Here is a 17,893-nt window from a genome sequence, read left to right as displayed (position 1 = left end):
GGGCTTCCTTGAATGAATCCCGTGCCAACGGCGGCAATACCGGAAATCCAATCATCATTCCCACCTGTCTGAAAGAGGTTAGCCCATGGGCATCAGCATTTCCGAATTATTAGTCTTGTTGCTGATCGTGGTGGTGCTATTCGGCACCAAACGGTTGCGCAATGTCGGCTCCGACCTGGGCGCGGCCATCAAAGGCTTTCGTAACGCGGTCAAGGACCAGGACAATCCGACGCTTCCAGCCGAGGACAAGCCGCCGATCGAAGGCGAAACGGTCGCCAAACATCAGGAAAAAACCTGACGATGTTCGAAATAGGCTTTTCCGAAATCGTCATGGTCGGGCTGGTCAGCCTGCTGGTGATCGGGCCGGAGCGGCTTCCCAAAGTCGCCCGGGTTGCAGGCTACTGGATCGGCAAGACCCGGCGGATGATTGCCGCCGCCAAGGCCGAAATCAGCGCCGAGCTTCATGCCGAGGAAATGCGGCAGGCTTTACAAGAACAGGACGACTTGAAAGAACTGCAAAACCTGATCGATGAAACCCGCGGCGCCGCCCGTTCGTTCCCATCCTCTCTCGAAAGTCTGCCGCAAGACAGCCTGAAGCCGGACGCAGAGCAGCATCATGAAAAATAACCCGAACGACGGCCAGGAAATGCCTTTCCTGGGCCATTTGATCGAACTGCGCAACCGCCTGCTGCGGGGAGTCATCTTCGTGCTGGTGGTCTTCCTGGCGCTCAGCTATTACGCAAACGATATTTATGCGCTGCTGGCAGGCCCGCTCATGAAGTACATGCCCGCCAACAGCAGCATGATCGCAATCGAAGTCGCCTCGCCGTTCTTTACACCCTTTAAATTGGCGCTGGTCGTCGCGATCTTCATCTCGATTCCGTATCTGCTGTACCAGTTCTGGGCCTTCGTCGCGCCGGGACTCTATCAGCACGAACGGCGCTTCATCCTGCCGCTGCTGATCGCCAGCACCCTGCTGTTCTTTCTCGGCGTCGCGTTCGCGTATTTCGCCGTGTTTCCGCTGATGTTCCAGTTTTTGACCGCGGTCGCGCCCGCCGGCGTGACCGTGATGACCGACATCAGCCACTATCTCGACTTCGTGCTGACCCTGTTTTTCGCTTTCGGCATTTGTTTCGAAGTACCGATTTTTACGGTCGTATTGGTCTGGGCCGGCCTCGTGACGCCGCGCAACCTTGCCGAACAGCGCCCCTATGTGATTGTCGGCGCTTTCGTGATCGGGATGGTGCTGACCCCGCCCGACGTGATTTCGCAGACCTTACTGGCGGTACCGATGTGGCTACTGTTCGAAGCGGGCTTGTTGTGCTCCCGGCTGTTTGCGCCCAAACCCGCCTCCGATTCAGACAAGCAACTGACCTCTTCCTGAGGCAGGGTGGGCCATCACTTGCCGATGAAGACCTGGCAGGTCTGATTCAACCCTTTAACTCTGCTGAACGATCCGGAGAGAGTGGCGGCCTTTCAGCGCATCATCCGGTAAACGCCGATACCAAGCCAGGTCAATCCGAGCAGCAACCAGGGCAGCCAGTGCTGTCCGTAAACGATCGTTTCTCGGGTCGACGGGCCGGTTTCCGCTTGCTCGGATTCCGGCCCGCTCGAATGCGCGGCTTTCTTGCGTCGCTTGTTCAGTTCGCGGGATTTTTCCTTTTGCTGTTTTTTATACTGCTCAATGCCTTTCTGGATGCCTTGGGCGATCAGTTTGGTCTGTTCTTTCGTCTGCGCCGGCCGCTGGGTAGCCCGGGCGATTTTCATCGCCTCTTCCTGGGTTTGCGGTGAAGGTTTTTGATAATTTTTGTTGGCCATAAGGTGTACGGGAAGGGAAATATATTTTATCAAACAGATCTGCCGGCTTCGCTTGACAGCATGCCGCAGCAAAAAACCATCGGCGGCGCTTAAAACTTCCGGTTCACCGCAAAAAGCCGGGGGGCGGCCCGATCATCCGGTTTAGCCTCGATCAGCTCAAATTCAAAGCGTCCGGAGTCCAGCCGCGCACACCACTGCCGGACCTGTTCGCATTCCTGTGCGCCGCCGACATGGCCGGGATAGGCGACGATCGTGATGATTCCTTCAGGACTCAGCAGCCGGCTTGCGGCCGATAACGCCGCCAATGTCGACTCGGCCCGGGTGATTACCGATTTATCGCCACCGGGCAAATAGCCGAGATTGAACATCACGGCGCTGACCAGGCCATGCTGCGCCTGAGGCAGCATTTCATCCATTTCGGCATGACTGCGATGAAACAGGGTTAGGCAATCCCGAAAATCAGGGTTTGCCATTCTATCTTGCACTGATTCAAGAGCCAACTGTTGAATATCGAAACCGTAGACCCTGCCCGCCGGCGCGACTTTCTGTAACAGAAACAGCGTATCATAACCGTTCCCGACCGTCGCATCGACGGCGACCGCACCCGGGTAGAGCCGCGCACCGACCAGTTGATGCGCTATATCAACCAAAGAAATGCGTTTTTTCATAGCGTCTAATATCGCAACGTTCGGGCAAGGCTTCGCCCGTTAACAGATAATCGGCAAAACGGCGGCAATGCCACGGAATGGACAGACTGCCTTTCGTGCCGAACCCGTTGAAAATACTCAAATAAGAATAACGCGGATGGCTGCCGACAAAAGGCCGCCTGTCCATCGTACACGGGCGGACACCCGCCTCGTGCGCGATCGGGCCGGCATTCCGCAAGCCGGCAAAAAGCCTCTCCCCCGCTTCAGCCAATTCCATTCTCGCGGCAGAGGTGACATGCGTATCGACATTGCCGTGATCGAAGGTTGCGCCGATGCGTACCCGCCTGTCACCGATCGGGATCAGCCAATGGCCGTCGTTCAACATCCGGTCGGGTATGGCAAGGTGGTGCTCAAGAGTCAGGATTTCGCCTTTGGCAGGCTGCAGCGGCAGCCACGAAAACCAGGGATTATCCCGCATATGAAACCCTTCGCAAAATATCACTTTCCGAATGCTGAAATCCCGCCAGCCGGGTTCGGCATCCAGGCGAATCTCCCGATAGTCTAAAGCGGCCTGTAGATAAGCCTGACGACTTTGCAAGAATTCCTGCAGGCGGGCCAATAACGGCCGGATCAGCAAATAGCCGGTCTGTTTCTGCTCCAGATACCCCGGATAACCTTCGCCGCTTGCCGTGGAAGAGTATATATTGCCTAAATAAGGCCGGTACGCGTCATCCTGAAGCCGTTTCCGGCAATGAACGGCCTCGACGCTGCTGCAGAACACGCGGCGCATCGGCTTTTCGATAAAAAAAGACCGGCCGAACGCCTCGGCGATTACCTGGTAAAAATCTTTCGCGGCAGGCAATAATCGGTCGACCTCTTCGGTTTTGACGAAGCGGCGGCCGGTGAGCGGATTAATCAGACCGGCCGCCACTTGCGAAGCATTGAGATCTCCGCGGTCGACGACCAGAACGCTGCCGCCGCGCCGCATGAGCTCCCAGGCCAGCAAGCCGCCGGCAAGGCCGAATCCGACAATCAAAAAATCAATCCGTTTTTTCATAAACAAACCGGTGCTCTTAGATTCAACATACAGAGCGAAATCCAAGATTCGTCTAACTTTTGTTCAACATGATGGTATAATGCCTGAACAATCGCCAACGCTTTTTAAATATCAATAACTTACACTATAATTGAACGATAGGCATGGAATTTCAGCCGCCTGATGCCTAATCTTCTTACTCACCGACCGATATGACTGATATTAAGGACAATCCGGAACAGTATTCGATCAGCACTGTCGCCAAACGATCCGGCATCAAAACCGAACTGGTCAGAGCCTGGGAGCGGCGCTATCAGGCGGTCACTCCAACCCGCACGGCCGGGGGGCATCGCATTTATACCGAACAGGACATTACCCGCCTGACGCTCCTGAATCAGGCCACGACCCATGGCCACAACATCAGCCGCATTGCCCACTACTCGCTCGATGAGCTGAAAAAATTACTGCAAGCCGAAGAGGCAGTAATGCCGACCAAACTGATCCCGATTACGCCTGTGCATCCCAACAAAGCGTTAGCGGAAGAATATATCCACAAGTGCTATGCGGCTGTCATCGCATTCGACGGCAAAACCCTGGAATCGCACTTCGAAAACGCAATCGTCGAATTCGGCATCCAGAATTTTATCGAAAATTTGCTGGATCCTTTGTTTATCCTGATCAGCGAGCGCTGTAAAACCGGCGAACTTCGGCCCGTGCACGAACATATGGCCTCTTCGATCATTCGCTCGCTGATCTATTTATTGCGTAACAATGCACCCTGCCCGCCTTCAGCGCCCAAAATGGTCGTTACCACGCCCGTCGGCCAATTGCACGAACTCGGCGCACTGCTGGCGGCTATTATCGCCGAATTGAAAGGTTGGCAAGTCACCTATTTAGGCGCGAATCTACCGGCTGAAGAAATCGCGGCCGCGGCCAAATTTACCGATGCGGCAGCCGTTACGCTCAGCGTCAGTTCCTACGCAGGCGACAATGTGGTGCCGAAAGAACTGAGAAAGCTAAGGAAACTGGTAGGCATTGACGTTGCAATCATCGTGGGAGGCCGTGCAGCCCCCCATTACGAATCCATACTGAATGAAGTCGGCGTGGTCAAAATGCAGAACTTCGCGCATTTTCGAAGTTATCTTGACGAACTGGAAATCCAGAAAGGCAAAAAGCGCGCATAAAATTAGACTCGATGGGCGACTCAGCGTTGCCCATCCTCTACTTTAAAGCGCCTTGGCAGAAACTCTGGTTTTGAAAACACATCCATACGGTTCGGCTTATTCCGGAGTCAGGGGAAGGGCCGATCTTCTCGCTTCGACCGGAATCACCTCGCCTATCCGGGATAAAAGCCAACACCCCATTACCCGAAATTCATCCGGCGAAAAAAAGGGGGGTAATGAGCCCCCCGTAATGAGCGCACCTCAAACCTGTCCGACCGGTTTATTTTTATTTACGTTTACGGTCTTATCGTCGCCCTTATCGGGTTTGTGCAAAGCCGTGGGGCCGGAGGCATCGCTGTCGTCGAGCGGCGGCCGCGGCTCCTGGCCGGCCATCAGGTCGTCGATCTGGCGCTTGTCGATGGTTTCCCACTTCATCAACGCCTCGGCCATCTGGTGCAGGATGTCGACGTGCTCGGTCAGGATCTGCTCGGCCCGGTGGTAGTTGCGGTCGATCACCGCCTTGATCTCTTCATCGATCTGGTGGGCGATCTCGTTCGAGAACGAGGAGCCCGGCGAGGCGTAGCCCATGAACGGCTGGCCGCTCTCTTCGCCGTATACCTGCGGCCCGAGTTTGTCCGAGAACCCCCAGCGCTTGACCATGTTGCGCGCCAGTTCGGTCGCCCGCTCGATGTCGTTGGAGGCGCCGGTGGTGACCCGGTCGCCGCCATAGATCATCTGTTCGGCGATGCGCCCGCCGAACAGGCTGGAGATCTGGCTTTCCAGTTTGCGCTTGCTGGCGCTGTACTGGTCTTGCTCGGGCAGGAACATGGTAATCCCTAAAGCCCGGCCCCGCGGCATGATGCTGACCTTGTACACCGGATCGTGCTCGGGCACCAGCCGCCCGACGATGCAGTGCCCGGCTTCGTGGTAGGCGGTCAGCCGCTTGTCGTCTTCGGTCATCACCATGGTGTGGCGTTCGGCCCCCATCAGCAGTTTGTCCTTGGCTTTCTCCAGGTCGGCCATGGTGACTTCCTGTTTATTGGCACGGGCCGCGAACAAGGCCGCTTCATTGACCAGGTTGGCCAAATCGGCCCCGGAGAAGCCCGGGGTGCCGCGGGCGATGTATTTGAGTTCGACGTCGGCTCCGGCCGGCACTTTCTTGATGTGCACGTTCAGGATCTGTTCGCGGCCTTTCACATCGGGCAGGCCGACGTTGACCTGGCGGTCGAAACGGCCGGGCCGCAACAGGGCTTTGTCGAGGATGTCGGCGCGGTTGGTGGCCGCGATCACGATCACCCCTTCGTTGCCGTTGAAGCCGTCCATCTCGACCAGTAATTGGTTCAGGGTCTGTTCGCGTTCTTCGTTGCCGCCGGAGAAGCCGGCTCCGCCGCGCTGGCGGCCCACCGCGTCGATTTCGTCGATGAAGATGATGCAGGGCGCATGCTCTTTGGCCTGCGCAAACATGTCCCGCACCCGGGACGCCCCGACCCCGACGAACATTTCGACGAAGTCCGAGCCGGAGATGGTGAAGAACTTGACTCCGGCCTCCCCGGCAATGGCCCGCGCCAGCAGGGTCTTGCCGGTGCCCGGCGGGCCCACCATCAGAATCCCGCGCGGAATCTGGCCGCCCAGCTTCTGGAATTTCTGCGGATCGGACAGGAAGTCGACCAGTTCGACCACTTCTTCCTTCGCTTCCTCGCAGCCGGCCACGTCCGCAAACATTACTTTGCGCTTGTCTTCTTCCAGCAGCTTCGCCTTGCTCTTGCCGAAACTGCCCGCGCCGCCGGCCTGTTGGCGCCGCATATAGATCACCCAGACCGCAATCAGCAGCAGCATCGGAAACCAGGATACGAAAATCTGCATCAAAAACGATTGTTTGGGCGGTGCCACGGTGCGGATCTGCACCCCGGCGGCCAACAGGTCGTCGATCATGTGCGGATCATCGGGATTGATCGTTTCCAGATCCTGGCCGTCGTTGGTACGGATTTTGACATGGTCGCCCATGATTTCGACGCGCGTGACCTGCTTCGCCTTGACCTTGGCGAGGAAATCCGAATAAGCGATGCCGTCCATTGCCGGCGGGGGCGCGTTAAAGCGATTGAATACCAATATCAAGCCGGTGATCAGGATCGACCAGAACAGCAAGTTATATAGATTGGATTTCATTTTTATCTCTCCTGACCCTTTCTGATTTTCAAGTTCTACATGCCGGACTCCCTTCCGAAATCACCGCACCAAGTGCCCAAGGCGGCGAATAACTTATTATTTTAATCAATTAATTAAGTACGGCCTTGTTTTTTTCAAGGTCCGCGGAAATATTTTACAGAAAATTGCCCAGTTGCCCCCCGTAATGGGATCTGATTTTATTCAATGCCGCCATCTCGATTTGCCTGACCCGCTCCCGGGTCAGATTCAATTCCGCCCCGATTTCCTTCAAGGTCTTTTCCCGCTCAGTATCGATTCCGAAATGCTGACTGATGATCTTTGCCTCTCTCGGACTCAATATCCTGAACGCTTGTTCAATCAACTGCTCAAGGTCGGATTGCGCAAGCACGCCAAACGGCGTGGAAAAAACCTGCTGTTCGAGAAAATCAATGGGGGCATAGGTGTCTTCGTCATTTTCCGCGGAGGCCTCGATGGGTACCGCCGCCTGCGAAATCGCGAGAATTTTGTTGATTTCTTCGAGCGACAGACCGGTATGCCCGGCCAGATCCTGCAGGGAAGGTTCCTTGCCGAGGCGCAGGATGAGTTGCTCGCGATCCCGAAAAAACTTGTTGATCACGCCGATTTGTCCGCACGGAATCCGGACCACCCGTTCACAACGGGACAGTGCCCTGGAAATCGCCTGCCTGATCCAGTAACCCGCGTAAGTCGAAAACTTGAATCCAAGCCGATAATCGTAACGGTCTGCGGCTTTCAGTAAACCGGTCTGGCCCTCCTGGACCAAATCATCGAAATCCAGAAAACCGCCTTTGTACTGATTCGCAATATACAGAACCAAGCCGGAATTTGCGGTTACCAACTGTTGGCGCGATGCAAGCCAGAGACGTTCCTTCGCAAGCAGGCCCTGAACATATTCATAGCGGTCTTTGTTTTCGGGAAAAAGCCATTCCCATGCTCCGAAATGCTGCCGGTCGAGTTCGAGAATCGCGTCGAAATCCTCCCTGCACCGCCTGGCGTTGCGTCGTCTCAGGCGCGCACCGAGCTTTCGCCTCCCGACACTGCTTTCCGTAGCCTGCAGAGCCGCATAGCAGTGCAGATCGACCAGTTGCGTCAGATCTTTGAATACAAAGGGAAACCATTGCAAAGCCTGCCGCAGATCCTGCGCCTCGGGACCTGCGCCTGCATGAATGAACCGCTGATAAGACTGATGAATGAGAACAAGGGACGACTTCAATTCGGAGGATAGCTTCGGTTCATCGTCGACTTCCTGAGGTTCTTTGTCGAACTGCCGTTCATATTCATTAAGCAGCCACAAGGGAGTCAGCACGGAACAAAGCAATGCATCGATCAAGTCGGCTTTGCGGATTTTCAGCTCCCTTGCAATCAACATATTCGACTCCCCCGTATTGACGGTATTGACGGTGGAGCTTTCCGGTTTTTCCGCCGTCCCATCAAACTCTGGGTAGACGGTTTCCTGATCGGTCTCTTCCCTCAATTCCGAAAAATATCCTTCCGATATCGTGACAGCCATTTGCCTATCCTCCCCAAAATGTTACTGAATCAACGCTCGCAATATCCTCAAAATAAAAACTTCCTTATCTGAAGCGCCGAAAACCGTCCGTTGTTAACCGCTCGCTGCCATTGAAAAAAGCCTGTTGATTGAAAACCTTTACAATAATTATTCAATATGCTGAAAAACAAGAGCGGCCGCTCGATTTTGTTTCCCTGTCTGAGTTTGACAACACTTTGATAAATTAGTTTATTTATTGCCGACCTCACTCACTGGTAAAGCATGAATGTATTTGCAATTTAACAATTTTCACCTCCTGCGTCAAATAAAAATCTATACAATATTTATACAAAAGCATTCCGGAGAGTTGATTTGTCAATCATTTCCGGAACACTGTACATAAGCGAACGACTAAATGGCGCATGGAAAGCCTTCTTGTCAAAAAATCGAATACTGCGACTCTCCTTCAATGGACTTCTGACTGCCGAACTTGTCCGATAACGGTTTTCTTCAAGCCGTCGAGCGAACTGCCGTTCATCATCAGGTTTTTTATTGAAATGGGCCCCCGCAACATTCGCTGCAACGTAAAAAATTTATCATTATGTACAACTAAGTACAACATTACTTTTTAAAAGATAAGTATGATCAATAGTGTGGATAAATAGAAAAACGGAAGACGAACTCGCAAGATCAGTCCGGAGAAAATAAAAGAAGATTCAAGAGCGGGGGGCGCCGCACACCTCATTCTTATTGCGAGAACTTATCCGGAGAGAGCCGCTCGCGCGCTAAAACAGCCGACGGACGCACGGAATCCGCAGGAAGCCATTGCGAAAGAAAAATGAAAGTTAAACCTGTGACTTCTGATCCCGTTCACGGATAACTACTCTATGACCCAGCGTCATGCCGAAGACGGTTCTCAGTCCCGAGACGGGATAACAAGCAGTAGAAGGTAATGATTTCGAGCCAATTTTCGTCGACTGGAGTTTGCCTTTCAGATCGGCCTTGTCGGCATAAAAGGCTATCGATGATGAGTAGAAAGTTCGGTTCCCACATGTCCTTTGCGGCCGGAAGCCGGGAGGCACCGGAAAACACCTTCCGATGCCTTAAGCGGCCGGAAGATCAGGCCAGGCCGTTCGAGTTATTTTTCTTCCAGCGGCATTTCTTCGAACTGTACGCCTTCCCAGCCGTATTTTATGAAATTGCGGATATTTTGATGGCTTTTGCCTTCGGGATCTGCCAGAACCTCCTGCCGGTAAAAATCGCCGAATAAACTCAAGGTTTGCTGTTTATCCAGGTCGTGCAGCAGTGCGAAGGCGAAGATCTTGCAGGATCCTTCGTTGACTCCCGCCGAATTGACCAGGCGCTGATCGCCCAGGCCGTTGCTGAATTCGACCGGATGATAATCGTAGTGTTCGCTGATTATCGAAATCGTGTCCTGAAAGCTGACCGGTTCGTTTTTTCTAACTTTTTCTAAAAATTTGGCAAGGGACATCGGAAAGTCGAGATGAAGATTCAAGATAGGATGGGTTTAATTTCAAAAGCAATACCAACAGCCGCTCAGCCGTCAACCGTGTTTCATGATCCGGGCTTTTTCGCGCTGCCAATCCCGGTCCTTCGCACTGGCGCGCTTGTCGTGCAATTGCTTGCCTTTCGCAAGGCCGATTTCGAGTTTGGCGCGGCCGTGCTTCCAGTAGAGCGAGAGCGGAATTATCGTGTAACCCTTGCGCTCGACGGAGCCGATCAATTTGTTCAATTCGTGCCGGTTCAGCAGCAGTTTCTTGGCGCGCACCGCTTCGGGCCTGATATGGGTCGAGGCGGACAGCAGCGGCGAGATATGCGCGCCGGACAGCCAGGCTTCGCCGCGCTTGATGCTCACGTAGCTTTCCTTCAATTGCACCTTGCCTTCGCGCAGGCTTTTAACCTCCCATCCTTCCAGCACCAGCCCCGCCTCGTAGCGTTCTTCGATGAAATATTCGTGGGTCGCCTGCCGGTTGACCGCGATCGTGGAATTTTGCTGACTCTTGTTCTTTTTGGATTTTTTATCGGCCATGAGGGGCGAACGGTAATTTTCGACTGACGTAAAACAATAAATTTGTTATTTTACTCGATTAGACTCGATCCAGTGTTTTTATATAGCTTCTGATAGGCACTCCTCATGGCGAATGTGAAAAAAACGATTCACGGCGAATGGTCGTCGCGCTTTGCTTTCATCCTCGCGGCCACCGGTTCGGCGGTCGGCCTCGGCAATATCTGGAAATTCCCGTATATTACCGGCGCGAACGGCGGCGGGGCATTCGTCCTGGTGTACCTGCTGTGCGTCGCGCTGATCGGGATTCCGCTGATGATGGCCGAAACGATGCTCGGCCGGCGCACCCGCCAGGACCCGATCAATACGATGGAAATCCTGACCGAGGAAGCCGGCGCGGACAAGAACTGGCACTATCTGGGCTGGATGGGCGTCGCGGCGGGGGTGATGATTCTGTCCTACTACAGCGTGATCGCAGGCTGGTCCACCGCTTATGTGCTGAAAGCGTTTACCGGCAGCTTTTTCGACGCCGACCCGGCCGTGATCAAGGACATTTTCGACGATTTCGTCTCGAATCCGCTGCGCCTGACGTTCTGGCATTCGCTGTTCATGATTGCGACGCTGCTGATCGTGGTGCGCGGCGTAAACAACGGGCTGGAACAGGCCGTACGCTACCTGATGCCGAGCCTGTTCGGCCTGATGATCCTGCTGCTGGGCTATGCGATGACCACCAGCGGCTATTTCGACGGTTTCAACTTCCTGTTCAAGCCGGACTTCAGCAAGCTGACCGGGGATTCGGTATTGACCGCGATGGGCCAGGCGTTTTTTACGCTGAGCCTCGGCATGGGCTCGGTAATGGTGTACGGCTCGTATTTATCTTCCGACATTTCGATCGCAAAGACCTCGATCATCATCGCGGCGGCGGACACCTTTGTCGCGCTGCTCGCCGGCCTGATCATTTTTCCGCTCGTCTTTACGCACGGCCTGCATCCCGATTCCGGCCCCGGCCTGATCTTCAAGACCTTGCCGATCGCGTTCGGCTCGATGACCGGCGGCTGGTTTTTCGGGGTGCTGTTCTTTATCGTACTGGCGATCGCCGCGCTCACCTCCTCCATCGCGCTGATCGAACCCGCGGTCGCCTGGCTGGTCGAGAGCAAGGGTTACAGCCGCGAGAAAGCCTGTACCCAGGCGGGCCTTGTGGCCTGGGCATTGGGGCTCGGCACCGTATTTTCGTTCAATATCTGGTCGGACGTCAAACTGTTCGAGCGGACGTTTTTCGACTTGATCGATTATCTGACCGCCAACCTGATGCTGCCGGTCGGCGGCTTCTGCATCGCGGTATTTTGCGGTTGGATCATGCACCCTCGGCACAGCGAACAGGAACTGAACCTGGGCCGGCCGCTCTGGTTCAAGCTGTGGATGCTGCTGGTCCGTTATGTCGCCCCGCTGGCGGTATTCCTCGTCTTTCTGCATGTGGTGGGAGTGCTGTAACGATGACCGTTGTGCAGAAAAGCGCACTGGTCAGATTTTCCGCCAAACAGATGTTCGATCTGGTCAACGACATCGAGTCGTATCCGAAATTCCTGCCCTGGTGTTCGGGCAGCCGAATTCTGAAACGCGAAGGCGACATCGTCGAAGCCGAACTGACCATTTCGAAAGGCGGCTTCAAGAAAACGTTTTCGACCCGAAACCGGATCGATCCCGGCGGCAAAATCACCGTTTCGCTGCTCGAAGGCCCTTTCACCTACCTGGAAGGCGTCTGGAGCTTCATGCCGCTGCGCGAGGATGCCAGCAAGATTTCACTGGATCTGGAGTTCGAAATGCCCGGCATGCTGGCCAGCCTGGCCTTCGGCACGGTGTTCAACCAGATCTGCAACACGATGGTCACTTCGTTCACCGAACGCGCCAAGGCGGTCTATGCATAACGCCGATAACGGCCAGGACGAAGTGCTCGTAGATGTCGCCTATGCGACAAACGATGTTCAGACCCTGGTGACCCTGAAATTGCCCGCCGGCGCGACGGTGGGGGAAGCGATCGAGGCGTCGGGACTGTTGATCCATTTTCCTGAAATCGATCTGGCCGTCAATCCGGTCGGTATCTTCGGCAAGGCTTGCCCTCTCGATCGAGAAGTCAAGGCCGCCGACCGGATCGAAATCTACCGGCCGCTCCGGCACGACCCGAAGGAGGCCAGAAGGCAGCGGGCCGTCAAAAAGTAGACGCGGGTTATCCGGTTCTAAAACGCGATACGCTTGATCAGCTCGATTTCTTCGTCGGCAAGCTCAAGCCGGTAGACCGCCAGATCCTCGATCATGTGTTGCGGGTCGGCCGTACCGGTCAGCGGAATCATCCCGACCTGCAGTACAAACCGGAACACCGCCTGTTCGACCGTGCAGCCATGGCGTTCGGCGATTTCCCGCATTTCGCGCCGCCCTAACGCTGCCAGGTTCGCGGTCAAAAGGGAAAAGCCCTGGTAAGTAATGCCGTGCGCGCGGCACAGCGCCCGGATTTCCGCATCCCATCCCGTGCGCGCAAAGCAGCGGTTTTGTACGAATGCAGGCTTGATATCGGCGTTCTTGAGCAGCAGTTGCAATTGTTCGAGCGAAAAGTTGGAGACGCCGATCAGCCTGACCCGGCCGGATTCCTGCAGGTTTTCCATTGCACCCCAGGCTTCCCAGTCGGCCGAAGTCAAACCCCGGCCGGAAGCCGGCCCATGCAACAGGTAGGAATCCAGATAATCGGTATGCAGGTGCGCTAGCGAACTCTGCAAGGATTGCTCCACCTGCACCGCGTAACTGGCCTGCGAATCGTAAGGCAACCGATGATCCTGGCTCGAAACATAGGTGAATTTGCTCTGCAGGAACAGGCCGGTGCGTTGCAGTTTCCCCGAAGCCAATGCCCGACCGACCGCTTCTCCGACGCCCTCCTCGAAATAATGGCGGCGCTGATTCGCCGTATCGATTCCCAGGAAGCCGGATTCGAGCGCCAAAGCGACCAGCCGTTCGGTTGCATTCTCTTTCCAGGCCGTGCCGTAAAGAAAAGTCGGCACGCTAACGCCCCGATGCTCGATCACCGGGCTAATCGTCAGGATAGGATTCGGCATGATCATTCCTCCTTAATTTATAGCAACCGACCGGTTATAGACCCATGCCCCTATACATAAATGCCGTCATACCCGCCGGGAAGCGGGTATCCAGCGCCAGGGATGGCAAGTTCAAAACATCCCTGTAACCTGGATTCCGGAAATCCCTGACCGGGGGCAGGCTTTGCCGGAATGACGGACTTGTGTATAAGGACATGGGTTAGACCGGCATAAACATCGATGATTGCATTACGCTCGATTGCCTTAGAGGCCGGCTTTTATGGAAATCCTCACAGGGCAGGCAAATTAGGGAGGGAGCGTCGTTTTCACCTTCGCAATCCGGCGGAAACGCCAGGATCAAAATTCGGCTTCCCCCTTAAAAATCGAAATTTGATTTCCCCGAAATTTCCGACAAGATAGGCTGGAAGCGCGTCGATAAAAACCATCCGCTCCGCCATCTCGAGACCTTCCTCAACGGTTGTAATCGCATTTGGAAAGGGAGGGCTTAAAGCGAAGGAGCCTCGATTTTTTCGACATCCCGGCTCGGCCAGTCAGGGGAAACACCATCATTCACCTTCCGCGTCAGCCGGAGTGACGCCCTGCCCTTCGCCTTTCTGCGGTTCATCGCCTTCATCCGAACGCATCCAGCCGGTCAAACTTTCCCATAAGCTTTTCGATTCCTCCGCGGGCGCGTTCTCCTTCTCGCTTTCCTGCTGCGATGCGGCGGCAGACTTATCCGTGCCGAACCATCCCTTGATGGTTCCCCATAAACTTTCGTCGAGATTCCGTTTCGGCACCTCCACGGTCGCGTCGGGAGAAGGCTTGAGCACCGGCAATTTGCTCGGTTTGAAATCGCCTTGCAAGCCGACTACGCTGTCACCTTCAAAAATCAAGATGAGCCTCTTCTGTTGCCGCGGTTCGCCGCCGGGCTGATTCGAATAAAGATATTCCCATCGGTTCTCGCGAAAGGATTCCTTCAACATCGGAGACCCCATGATATAAAGCACCTGACGCTTGCTCATCCCGGGCCTGAGCTGGTCCACCATCGACTGATCCACGATATTGCCCTGTTGCACATCGACCCTGTAGACGCCGGGCAGATTATTTAAAACCGTCGAACAGGAAGCAACCGCCATTCCGGCCAGCAGCGTAAAATAAAGTAAAAACTTACGCATGAATCTCGGGTATCATAGAAAAATGCTGCATCATACCTGATGTCAAAAAATAATCCTATTCGCCTTTATTAATAAGGCCCTACCGCCTTCAACTTCTCATCCCATTCACGGTCAAAAAAGGCTACAATGGCCAATTGCAATGGAAAAACGGCTGATCTCGGCTCTATCGGAGATAACTAGTGGAATCGCATGATTTAAGAAACGCCGGCCTGAAGGTGACGCTGCCTCGGATCAAAATACTCCAAATCCTGGAAAATCAAGTCAATGACCGCCATTTGACCGCGGAGCAGGTCTATAAAATCTTGCTCAGCGAGGATGAGGAAATCGGCCTGGCCACCGTTTACCGCGTGTTGACCCAGTTCGAAGCGGCGGGCCTCGTCACCCGCCACCATTTCGAAGGCGGCAACTCGGTCTTCGAATTGGCCAGCGGCGACCATCACGACCATATCATGTGCATCAAATGCGGCAAAGTCGATGAATTTTCGGACGAGGTGATCGAAAACCGCCAGAAAGAGATTGCCGAACGGATGGGTTACAAGCTGACCGACCACGGCCTCTACTTGTACGGTTATTGTCCGAACTGCAAAAAATCCTGATTTTCCCACCTCTCGCCCAACTTCATGTTCAAACCACTGATATTTTATATCGGCTTGCGCTACACGCGTGCCAAACGCCGAACGCAATTCATTTCCTTCATTACGCTCACGTCCGTATTCGGGATTGCGCTCGGCGTCACCGCGCTGATTACCGTACTGTCGGTAATGAATGGCTTCGAAGCCGAGCTGCGCGAACGAATCCTCGGCATGACTTCGCATGCCACGGTCACCGGGCTGAACGGCCAACTCGACAATTGGCCGGAGGCGGAGGCGAAAATCAAGAATCAACCGCATGTCGAAGGCGTTGCCCCGTTTATCAGCGGTCAGGTGATGATCAACGCCGACCGCCGCGTCAGCGGCACGATGCTGAACGGCATCCTGCCCGATTATGAAAACAAGGTTTCCAAAGTCGGTGCGAACATGGTGGAGGGCAGGCTGTCCGATTTAACCGCTGGCAGCTACAACATCGTGCTCGGCGCGGAACTGGCCAACTATCTCGGCGTGATCGTCGGCGACAAGATCACCGTGATCAGCCCGCAGATCAATTCGACGCCGGCAGGCATACTGCCGCGCATGCGCCGCTTCACCGTCACCGGCCTCTTCAAGGTCGGCATGTACGAATACGACCGCAACATGGCGCTGATCCATCTCGACGATGCGGCCAAACTGTATCGGATGGATACAGCCGTTTCCGGCCTGCGGATCAAACTCGACGAAATTTTCAACGCGCCCAGGATTACCCGTGAACTGGCCTCAGAGTTCTACGGCGAGTACGTGGTCAGCGACTGGACACAGGCCCACAGCAACTTTTTCCGTGCGGTGCAGACCGAGAAACGGGTGATGTTCATCATTCTGTTGCTGATCGTGGCGGTCGCCGCCTTCAATATCGTCTCGACGCTGGTGATGGTGGTCACCGACAAGCGCGGCGACATCGCGATCCTGAAAACCCAGGGCCTGACTTCGCGCGCGGTGATGGGCATTTTTGTGGTGCTCGGTACGATCATCGGGGTGACCGGCACGGCGATCGGCACGCTCGGCGGTATTACGCTGGCCTTGAATGCGAGCACTATCGTGCGCAAGATCGAGACCTTTTTTCAGGTCAACTTTTTACCGGCCGACGTGTATTACATCAGCGAATTGCCCTCCAAACTGGTGCTGACCGACGTCTACGCGATCGCCGGAATGGCTTTTTTGCTTTCCCTGCTCGCCACGCTGTACCCCGCCTGGCAGGCCGCCAAAGTCAACCCTGCGGAGGTCTTGCGCTATGAATAACACCGCGATACTCGAATGCCGGCAATTGACCAAGCGTTACACCCAGGGCGAGCTGGACGTCGAAGTCCTGCGCGGCGTGGATTTGACGATCGGCGTGGGCGAGCGCGTCGCCATCATGGGCGCCTCGGGGTCCGGCAAGAGCACTTTGCTGCATCTGTTGGGCGGACTCGAAAAACCCAGCGGCGGCCAAGTGGTGCTGGACAACATCGACATCAACAAAATCGGTTCCTCGGGCTTGGCGAAGCTTAGAAACCGCGCGCTCGGCTTCGTCTACCAATCCCATCACCTGCTCGGCGAATTCACCGTCCTGGAAAACGTCGCGATGCCGCAGTTGATCGGCGGAAAAACGGTCAAGGAAGCGTCCGAAAACGCCGTGGAACTGATCAGGCGCGTCGGACTCGGCCACCGGATCGAGCACAAGCCGGGCGAATTGTCGGGCGGCGAAAGGCAGCGCGCCGCAATTGCCCGAGCCTTGATCAACAAGCCCGCACTGGTCATGGCGGACGAACCGACCGGTAACCTGGACAGCAAAACCGCCCATCAGGTTTACGAATTGATGCTGGAATTGAATCAGGAAATGAACGTCAGCTTCCTGGTCGTTACGCACGATCATGAGCTGGCTTCGAAGATCGGCCGAGTACTGCACATGGAAGACGGTTTGATCGTTTCTTAAAACGGTCACGCCGTTGATCCCCTTCTCCAGGCTGGAGAAGGGGTCATACCTCAAAATCCAGACCGCTTATTTTATCCGGTAGGCACAGCGGCGATTACGCAAAACCTTTTTCTATGACTTGCGCCAGTAAGTGCACTGGAAAGGCCGGATGCGATCCGCTCTTTTTTTTCTATCGGTCCATTTTTTGGTGATATGGGCCCGCCAAAAATAGTGGATGCCGAAATAGCCGGCGGCTGAAGAAATCACGCCCAGTATCAGGCAACCCAACAGGAACGGCTGCCAGACCTCTCCCAACTCGGAGAGCATATTGCCGACCGAAAAATCGGCGCTCTGCTCGGTGGCCGGCGTATTCATGAATAATAGCCCGACCCGGTAGGCGAAATAAAACAAAGGCGGCATCGTAATCGGATTGGTCACCCAGACCAGCGCCACCGATAAAGGGATATTCGAACGGAAATAAATAGCGGCGGCCGCAGCAAACACCATTTGCGCCGGCAGCGGAACCCAGGCGAAAAACAGGCCGATCGCAAAAGCCTTTGCGACCGAGTGCCTGTTCAAATGCCACAGATTCGGTTCGTGCAGACTGTCGCCCAGAAACTGCAAGTGCTTATGTCGCTTGATCACGTCGTGATCGGGAACGAGCTTGTCCAGAAGCCGTTTTACCAATTGTTTTGCCATAATGCCTAGAGAATGCAGCTGATGCCTGAGAGCGCCCGTGCAGGGCGGAAAAGGCC

At 55.0% G+C, this 17,893-nt stretch carries 20 protein-coding genes; 10 read left to right on the top strand and 10 right to left on the bottom strand.

The annotated features are described in order from the left end of the window. The first annotated feature begins 85 nt into the window (after positions 1–85). Genes tatA through tatC form a run of 3 tightly spaced genes read left to right on the top strand, consistent with a single transcriptional unit; the run spans position 86 to position 1,384 of the window. Positions 86–298 (top strand): twin-arginine translocase TatA/TatE family subunit, encoded by a 213-nt coding sequence (gene tatA, locus METAL_RS06475; protein WP_005370763.1) that lies wholly within the window; start codon positions 86–88, stop codon positions 296–298. A 2-nt stretch (positions 299–300) separates the two neighbouring features. Next, entirely contained in the window at positions 301–627 is a 327-nt protein-coding gene (gene tatB, locus METAL_RS06470; RefSeq protein WP_005370761.1) for a Sec-independent protein translocase protein TatB, read from the top strand. Beyond that, positions 617–1,384, top strand: coding sequence for a twin-arginine translocase subunit TatC (tatC, locus tag METAL_RS06465; RefSeq protein ID WP_005370759.1), 768 nt, complete (start codon positions 617–619; stop codon positions 1,382–1,384). The genes tatB and tatC overlap by 11 nt, the downstream gene beginning before the upstream one ends. 92 nt (positions 1,385–1,476) lie before the next feature. Here tatC and METAL_RS06460 read toward each other — a convergent pair whose 3' ends face one another. From METAL_RS06460 to METAL_RS06450, 3 genes are all read right to left on the bottom strand, one after another. Beyond that, positions 1,477–1,818: a DUF2956 domain-containing protein gene (locus tag METAL_RS06460; RefSeq protein ID WP_005370757.1), complete on the bottom strand. Its 342-nt coding sequence runs from the start codon at positions 1,816–1,818 to the stop codon at positions 1,477–1,479. A gap of 89 nt (positions 1,819–1,907) precedes the next feature. Beyond that, positions 1,908–2,468 (bottom strand): tRNA 5-(aminomethyl)-2-thiouridylate-methyltransferase MnmM, encoded by a 561-nt coding sequence (mnmM, locus tag METAL_RS06455; RefSeq protein ID WP_245549485.1) that lies wholly within the window; start codon positions 2,466–2,468, stop codon positions 1,908–1,910. Next, complete coding sequence (locus tag METAL_RS06450) at positions 2,461–3,522, bottom strand: NAD(P)/FAD-dependent oxidoreductase (protein ID WP_005370753.1); 1,062 nt, start codon at positions 3,520–3,522, stop codon at positions 2,461–2,463. Before METAL_RS06450 ends, mnmM begins: the two co-directional genes overlap by 8 nt. Positions 3,523–3,713: 191 nt before the next feature. On the opposite strand from METAL_RS06450, the gene METAL_RS06445 reads away from it, so the two are divergent. Next, positions 3,714–4,685 (top strand): MerR family transcriptional regulator, encoded by a 972-nt coding sequence (locus METAL_RS06445; RefSeq protein WP_005370750.1) that lies wholly within the window; start codon positions 3,714–3,716, stop codon positions 4,683–4,685. 240 nt (positions 4,686–4,925) lie between these two features. On the opposite strand, the gene ftsH is transcribed toward METAL_RS06445, so the two are convergent. The 4 genes from ftsH to smpB form a co-directional block, all read right to left on the bottom strand. Next, positions 4,926–6,830 (bottom strand): ATP-dependent zinc metalloprotease FtsH, encoded by a 1,905-nt coding sequence (ftsH, locus tag METAL_RS06440; protein WP_005370748.1) that lies wholly within the window; start codon positions 6,828–6,830, stop codon positions 4,926–4,928. Between the two features lie 154 nt (positions 6,831–6,984). Beyond that, positions 6,985–8,358, bottom strand: coding sequence for a sigma-70 family RNA polymerase sigma factor (locus METAL_RS19860; protein WP_005370746.1), 1,374 nt, complete (start codon positions 8,356–8,358; stop codon positions 6,985–6,987). A 1,117-nt stretch (positions 8,359–9,475) separates the two neighbouring features. Then, on the bottom strand, positions 9,476–9,829 hold the full coding sequence (locus tag METAL_RS06430; protein WP_005370744.1) for a HopJ type III effector protein: 354 nt from the start codon (positions 9,827–9,829) through the stop codon (positions 9,476–9,478). Between the two features lie 72 nt (positions 9,830–9,901). After that, the gene (gene smpB, locus METAL_RS06425) at positions 9,902–10,387 is read right to left on the bottom strand and encodes an SsrA-binding protein SmpB (RefSeq protein WP_005370742.1); all 486 of its coding nucleotides are present in this window, start codon (positions 10,385–10,387) and stop codon (positions 9,902–9,904) included. Positions 10,388–10,492: 105 nt separating this feature from the next. On the opposite strand from smpB, the gene METAL_RS06420 reads away from it, so the two are divergent. Genes METAL_RS06420 through METAL_RS06410 form a run of 3 tightly spaced genes read left to right on the top strand, consistent with a single transcriptional unit; the run spans position 10,493 to position 12,580 of the window. Beyond that, complete coding sequence (locus tag METAL_RS06420) at positions 10,493–11,854, top strand: sodium-dependent transporter (RefSeq protein ID WP_005370740.1); 1,362 nt, start codon at positions 10,493–10,495, stop codon at positions 11,852–11,854. 2 nt (positions 11,855–11,856) lie between these two features. Then, complete coding sequence (locus tag METAL_RS06415; protein ID WP_005370739.1) at positions 11,857–12,288, top strand: type II toxin-antitoxin system RatA family toxin; 432 nt, start codon at positions 11,857–11,859, stop codon at positions 12,286–12,288. Then, positions 12,281–12,580, top strand: coding sequence for an RnfH family protein (locus tag METAL_RS06410; RefSeq protein ID WP_005370738.1), 300 nt, complete (start codon positions 12,281–12,283; stop codon positions 12,578–12,580). Before METAL_RS06415 ends, METAL_RS06410 begins: the two co-directional genes overlap by 8 nt. Positions 12,581–12,597: 17 nt before the next feature. Here METAL_RS06410 and METAL_RS06405 read toward each other — a convergent pair whose 3' ends face one another. Beyond that, on the bottom strand, positions 12,598–13,464 hold the full coding sequence (locus METAL_RS06405; protein WP_005370735.1) for an aldo/keto reductase family protein: 867 nt from the start codon (positions 13,462–13,464) through the stop codon (positions 12,598–12,600). Between the two features lie 545 nt (positions 13,465–14,009). Beyond that, positions 14,010–14,618 carry an outer membrane protein assembly factor BamE gene (locus tag METAL_RS06400; RefSeq protein ID WP_005370734.1) on the bottom strand — a complete coding sequence of 203 codons (609 nt, stop codon included), beginning with the start codon at positions 14,616–14,618 and terminating at the stop codon, positions 14,010–14,012. A gap of 179 nt (positions 14,619–14,797) precedes the next feature. Here METAL_RS06400 and fur point away from each other — a divergent pair, with 179 nt between their 5' ends. From fur to lolD, 3 genes are read left to right on the top strand one after another with little or no spacing between them, the layout of a single operon-like run. After that, positions 14,798–15,214, top strand: coding sequence for a ferric iron uptake transcriptional regulator (fur, locus tag METAL_RS06395; RefSeq protein WP_005370733.1), 417 nt, complete (start codon positions 14,798–14,800; stop codon positions 15,212–15,214). A gap of 24 nt (positions 15,215–15,238) precedes the next feature. Next, positions 15,239–16,486, top strand: coding sequence for a lipoprotein-releasing ABC transporter permease subunit (locus METAL_RS06390; protein WP_005370732.1), 1,248 nt, complete (start codon positions 15,239–15,241; stop codon positions 16,484–16,486). After that, positions 16,479–17,159 carry a lipoprotein-releasing ABC transporter ATP-binding protein LolD gene (gene lolD / locus METAL_RS06385; protein ID WP_005370731.1) on the top strand — a complete coding sequence of 227 codons (681 nt, stop codon included), beginning with the start codon at positions 16,479–16,481 and terminating at the stop codon, positions 17,157–17,159. The genes METAL_RS06390 and lolD overlap by 8 nt, the downstream gene beginning before the upstream one ends. Before the next feature lie 111 nt (positions 17,160–17,270). Here lolD and METAL_RS06380 read toward each other — a convergent pair whose 3' ends face one another. After that, the gene (locus METAL_RS06380) at positions 17,271–17,837 is read right to left on the bottom strand and encodes a DUF2062 domain-containing protein (protein ID WP_157203443.1); all 567 of its coding nucleotides are present in this window, start codon (positions 17,835–17,837) and stop codon (positions 17,271–17,273) included. Positions 17,838–17,893 lie beyond the last annotated feature (56 nt).

Origin of the sequence: Methylomicrobium album BG8 (assembly GCF_000214275.2) — a bacterium.
In the GTDB taxonomy this organism is placed as follows: Bacteria; Pseudomonadota; Gammaproteobacteria; order Methylococcales; family Methylomonadaceae; genus Methylomicrobium; species Methylomicrobium agile.
This window is presented reverse-complemented; position numbering and strand designations above follow the sequence as displayed.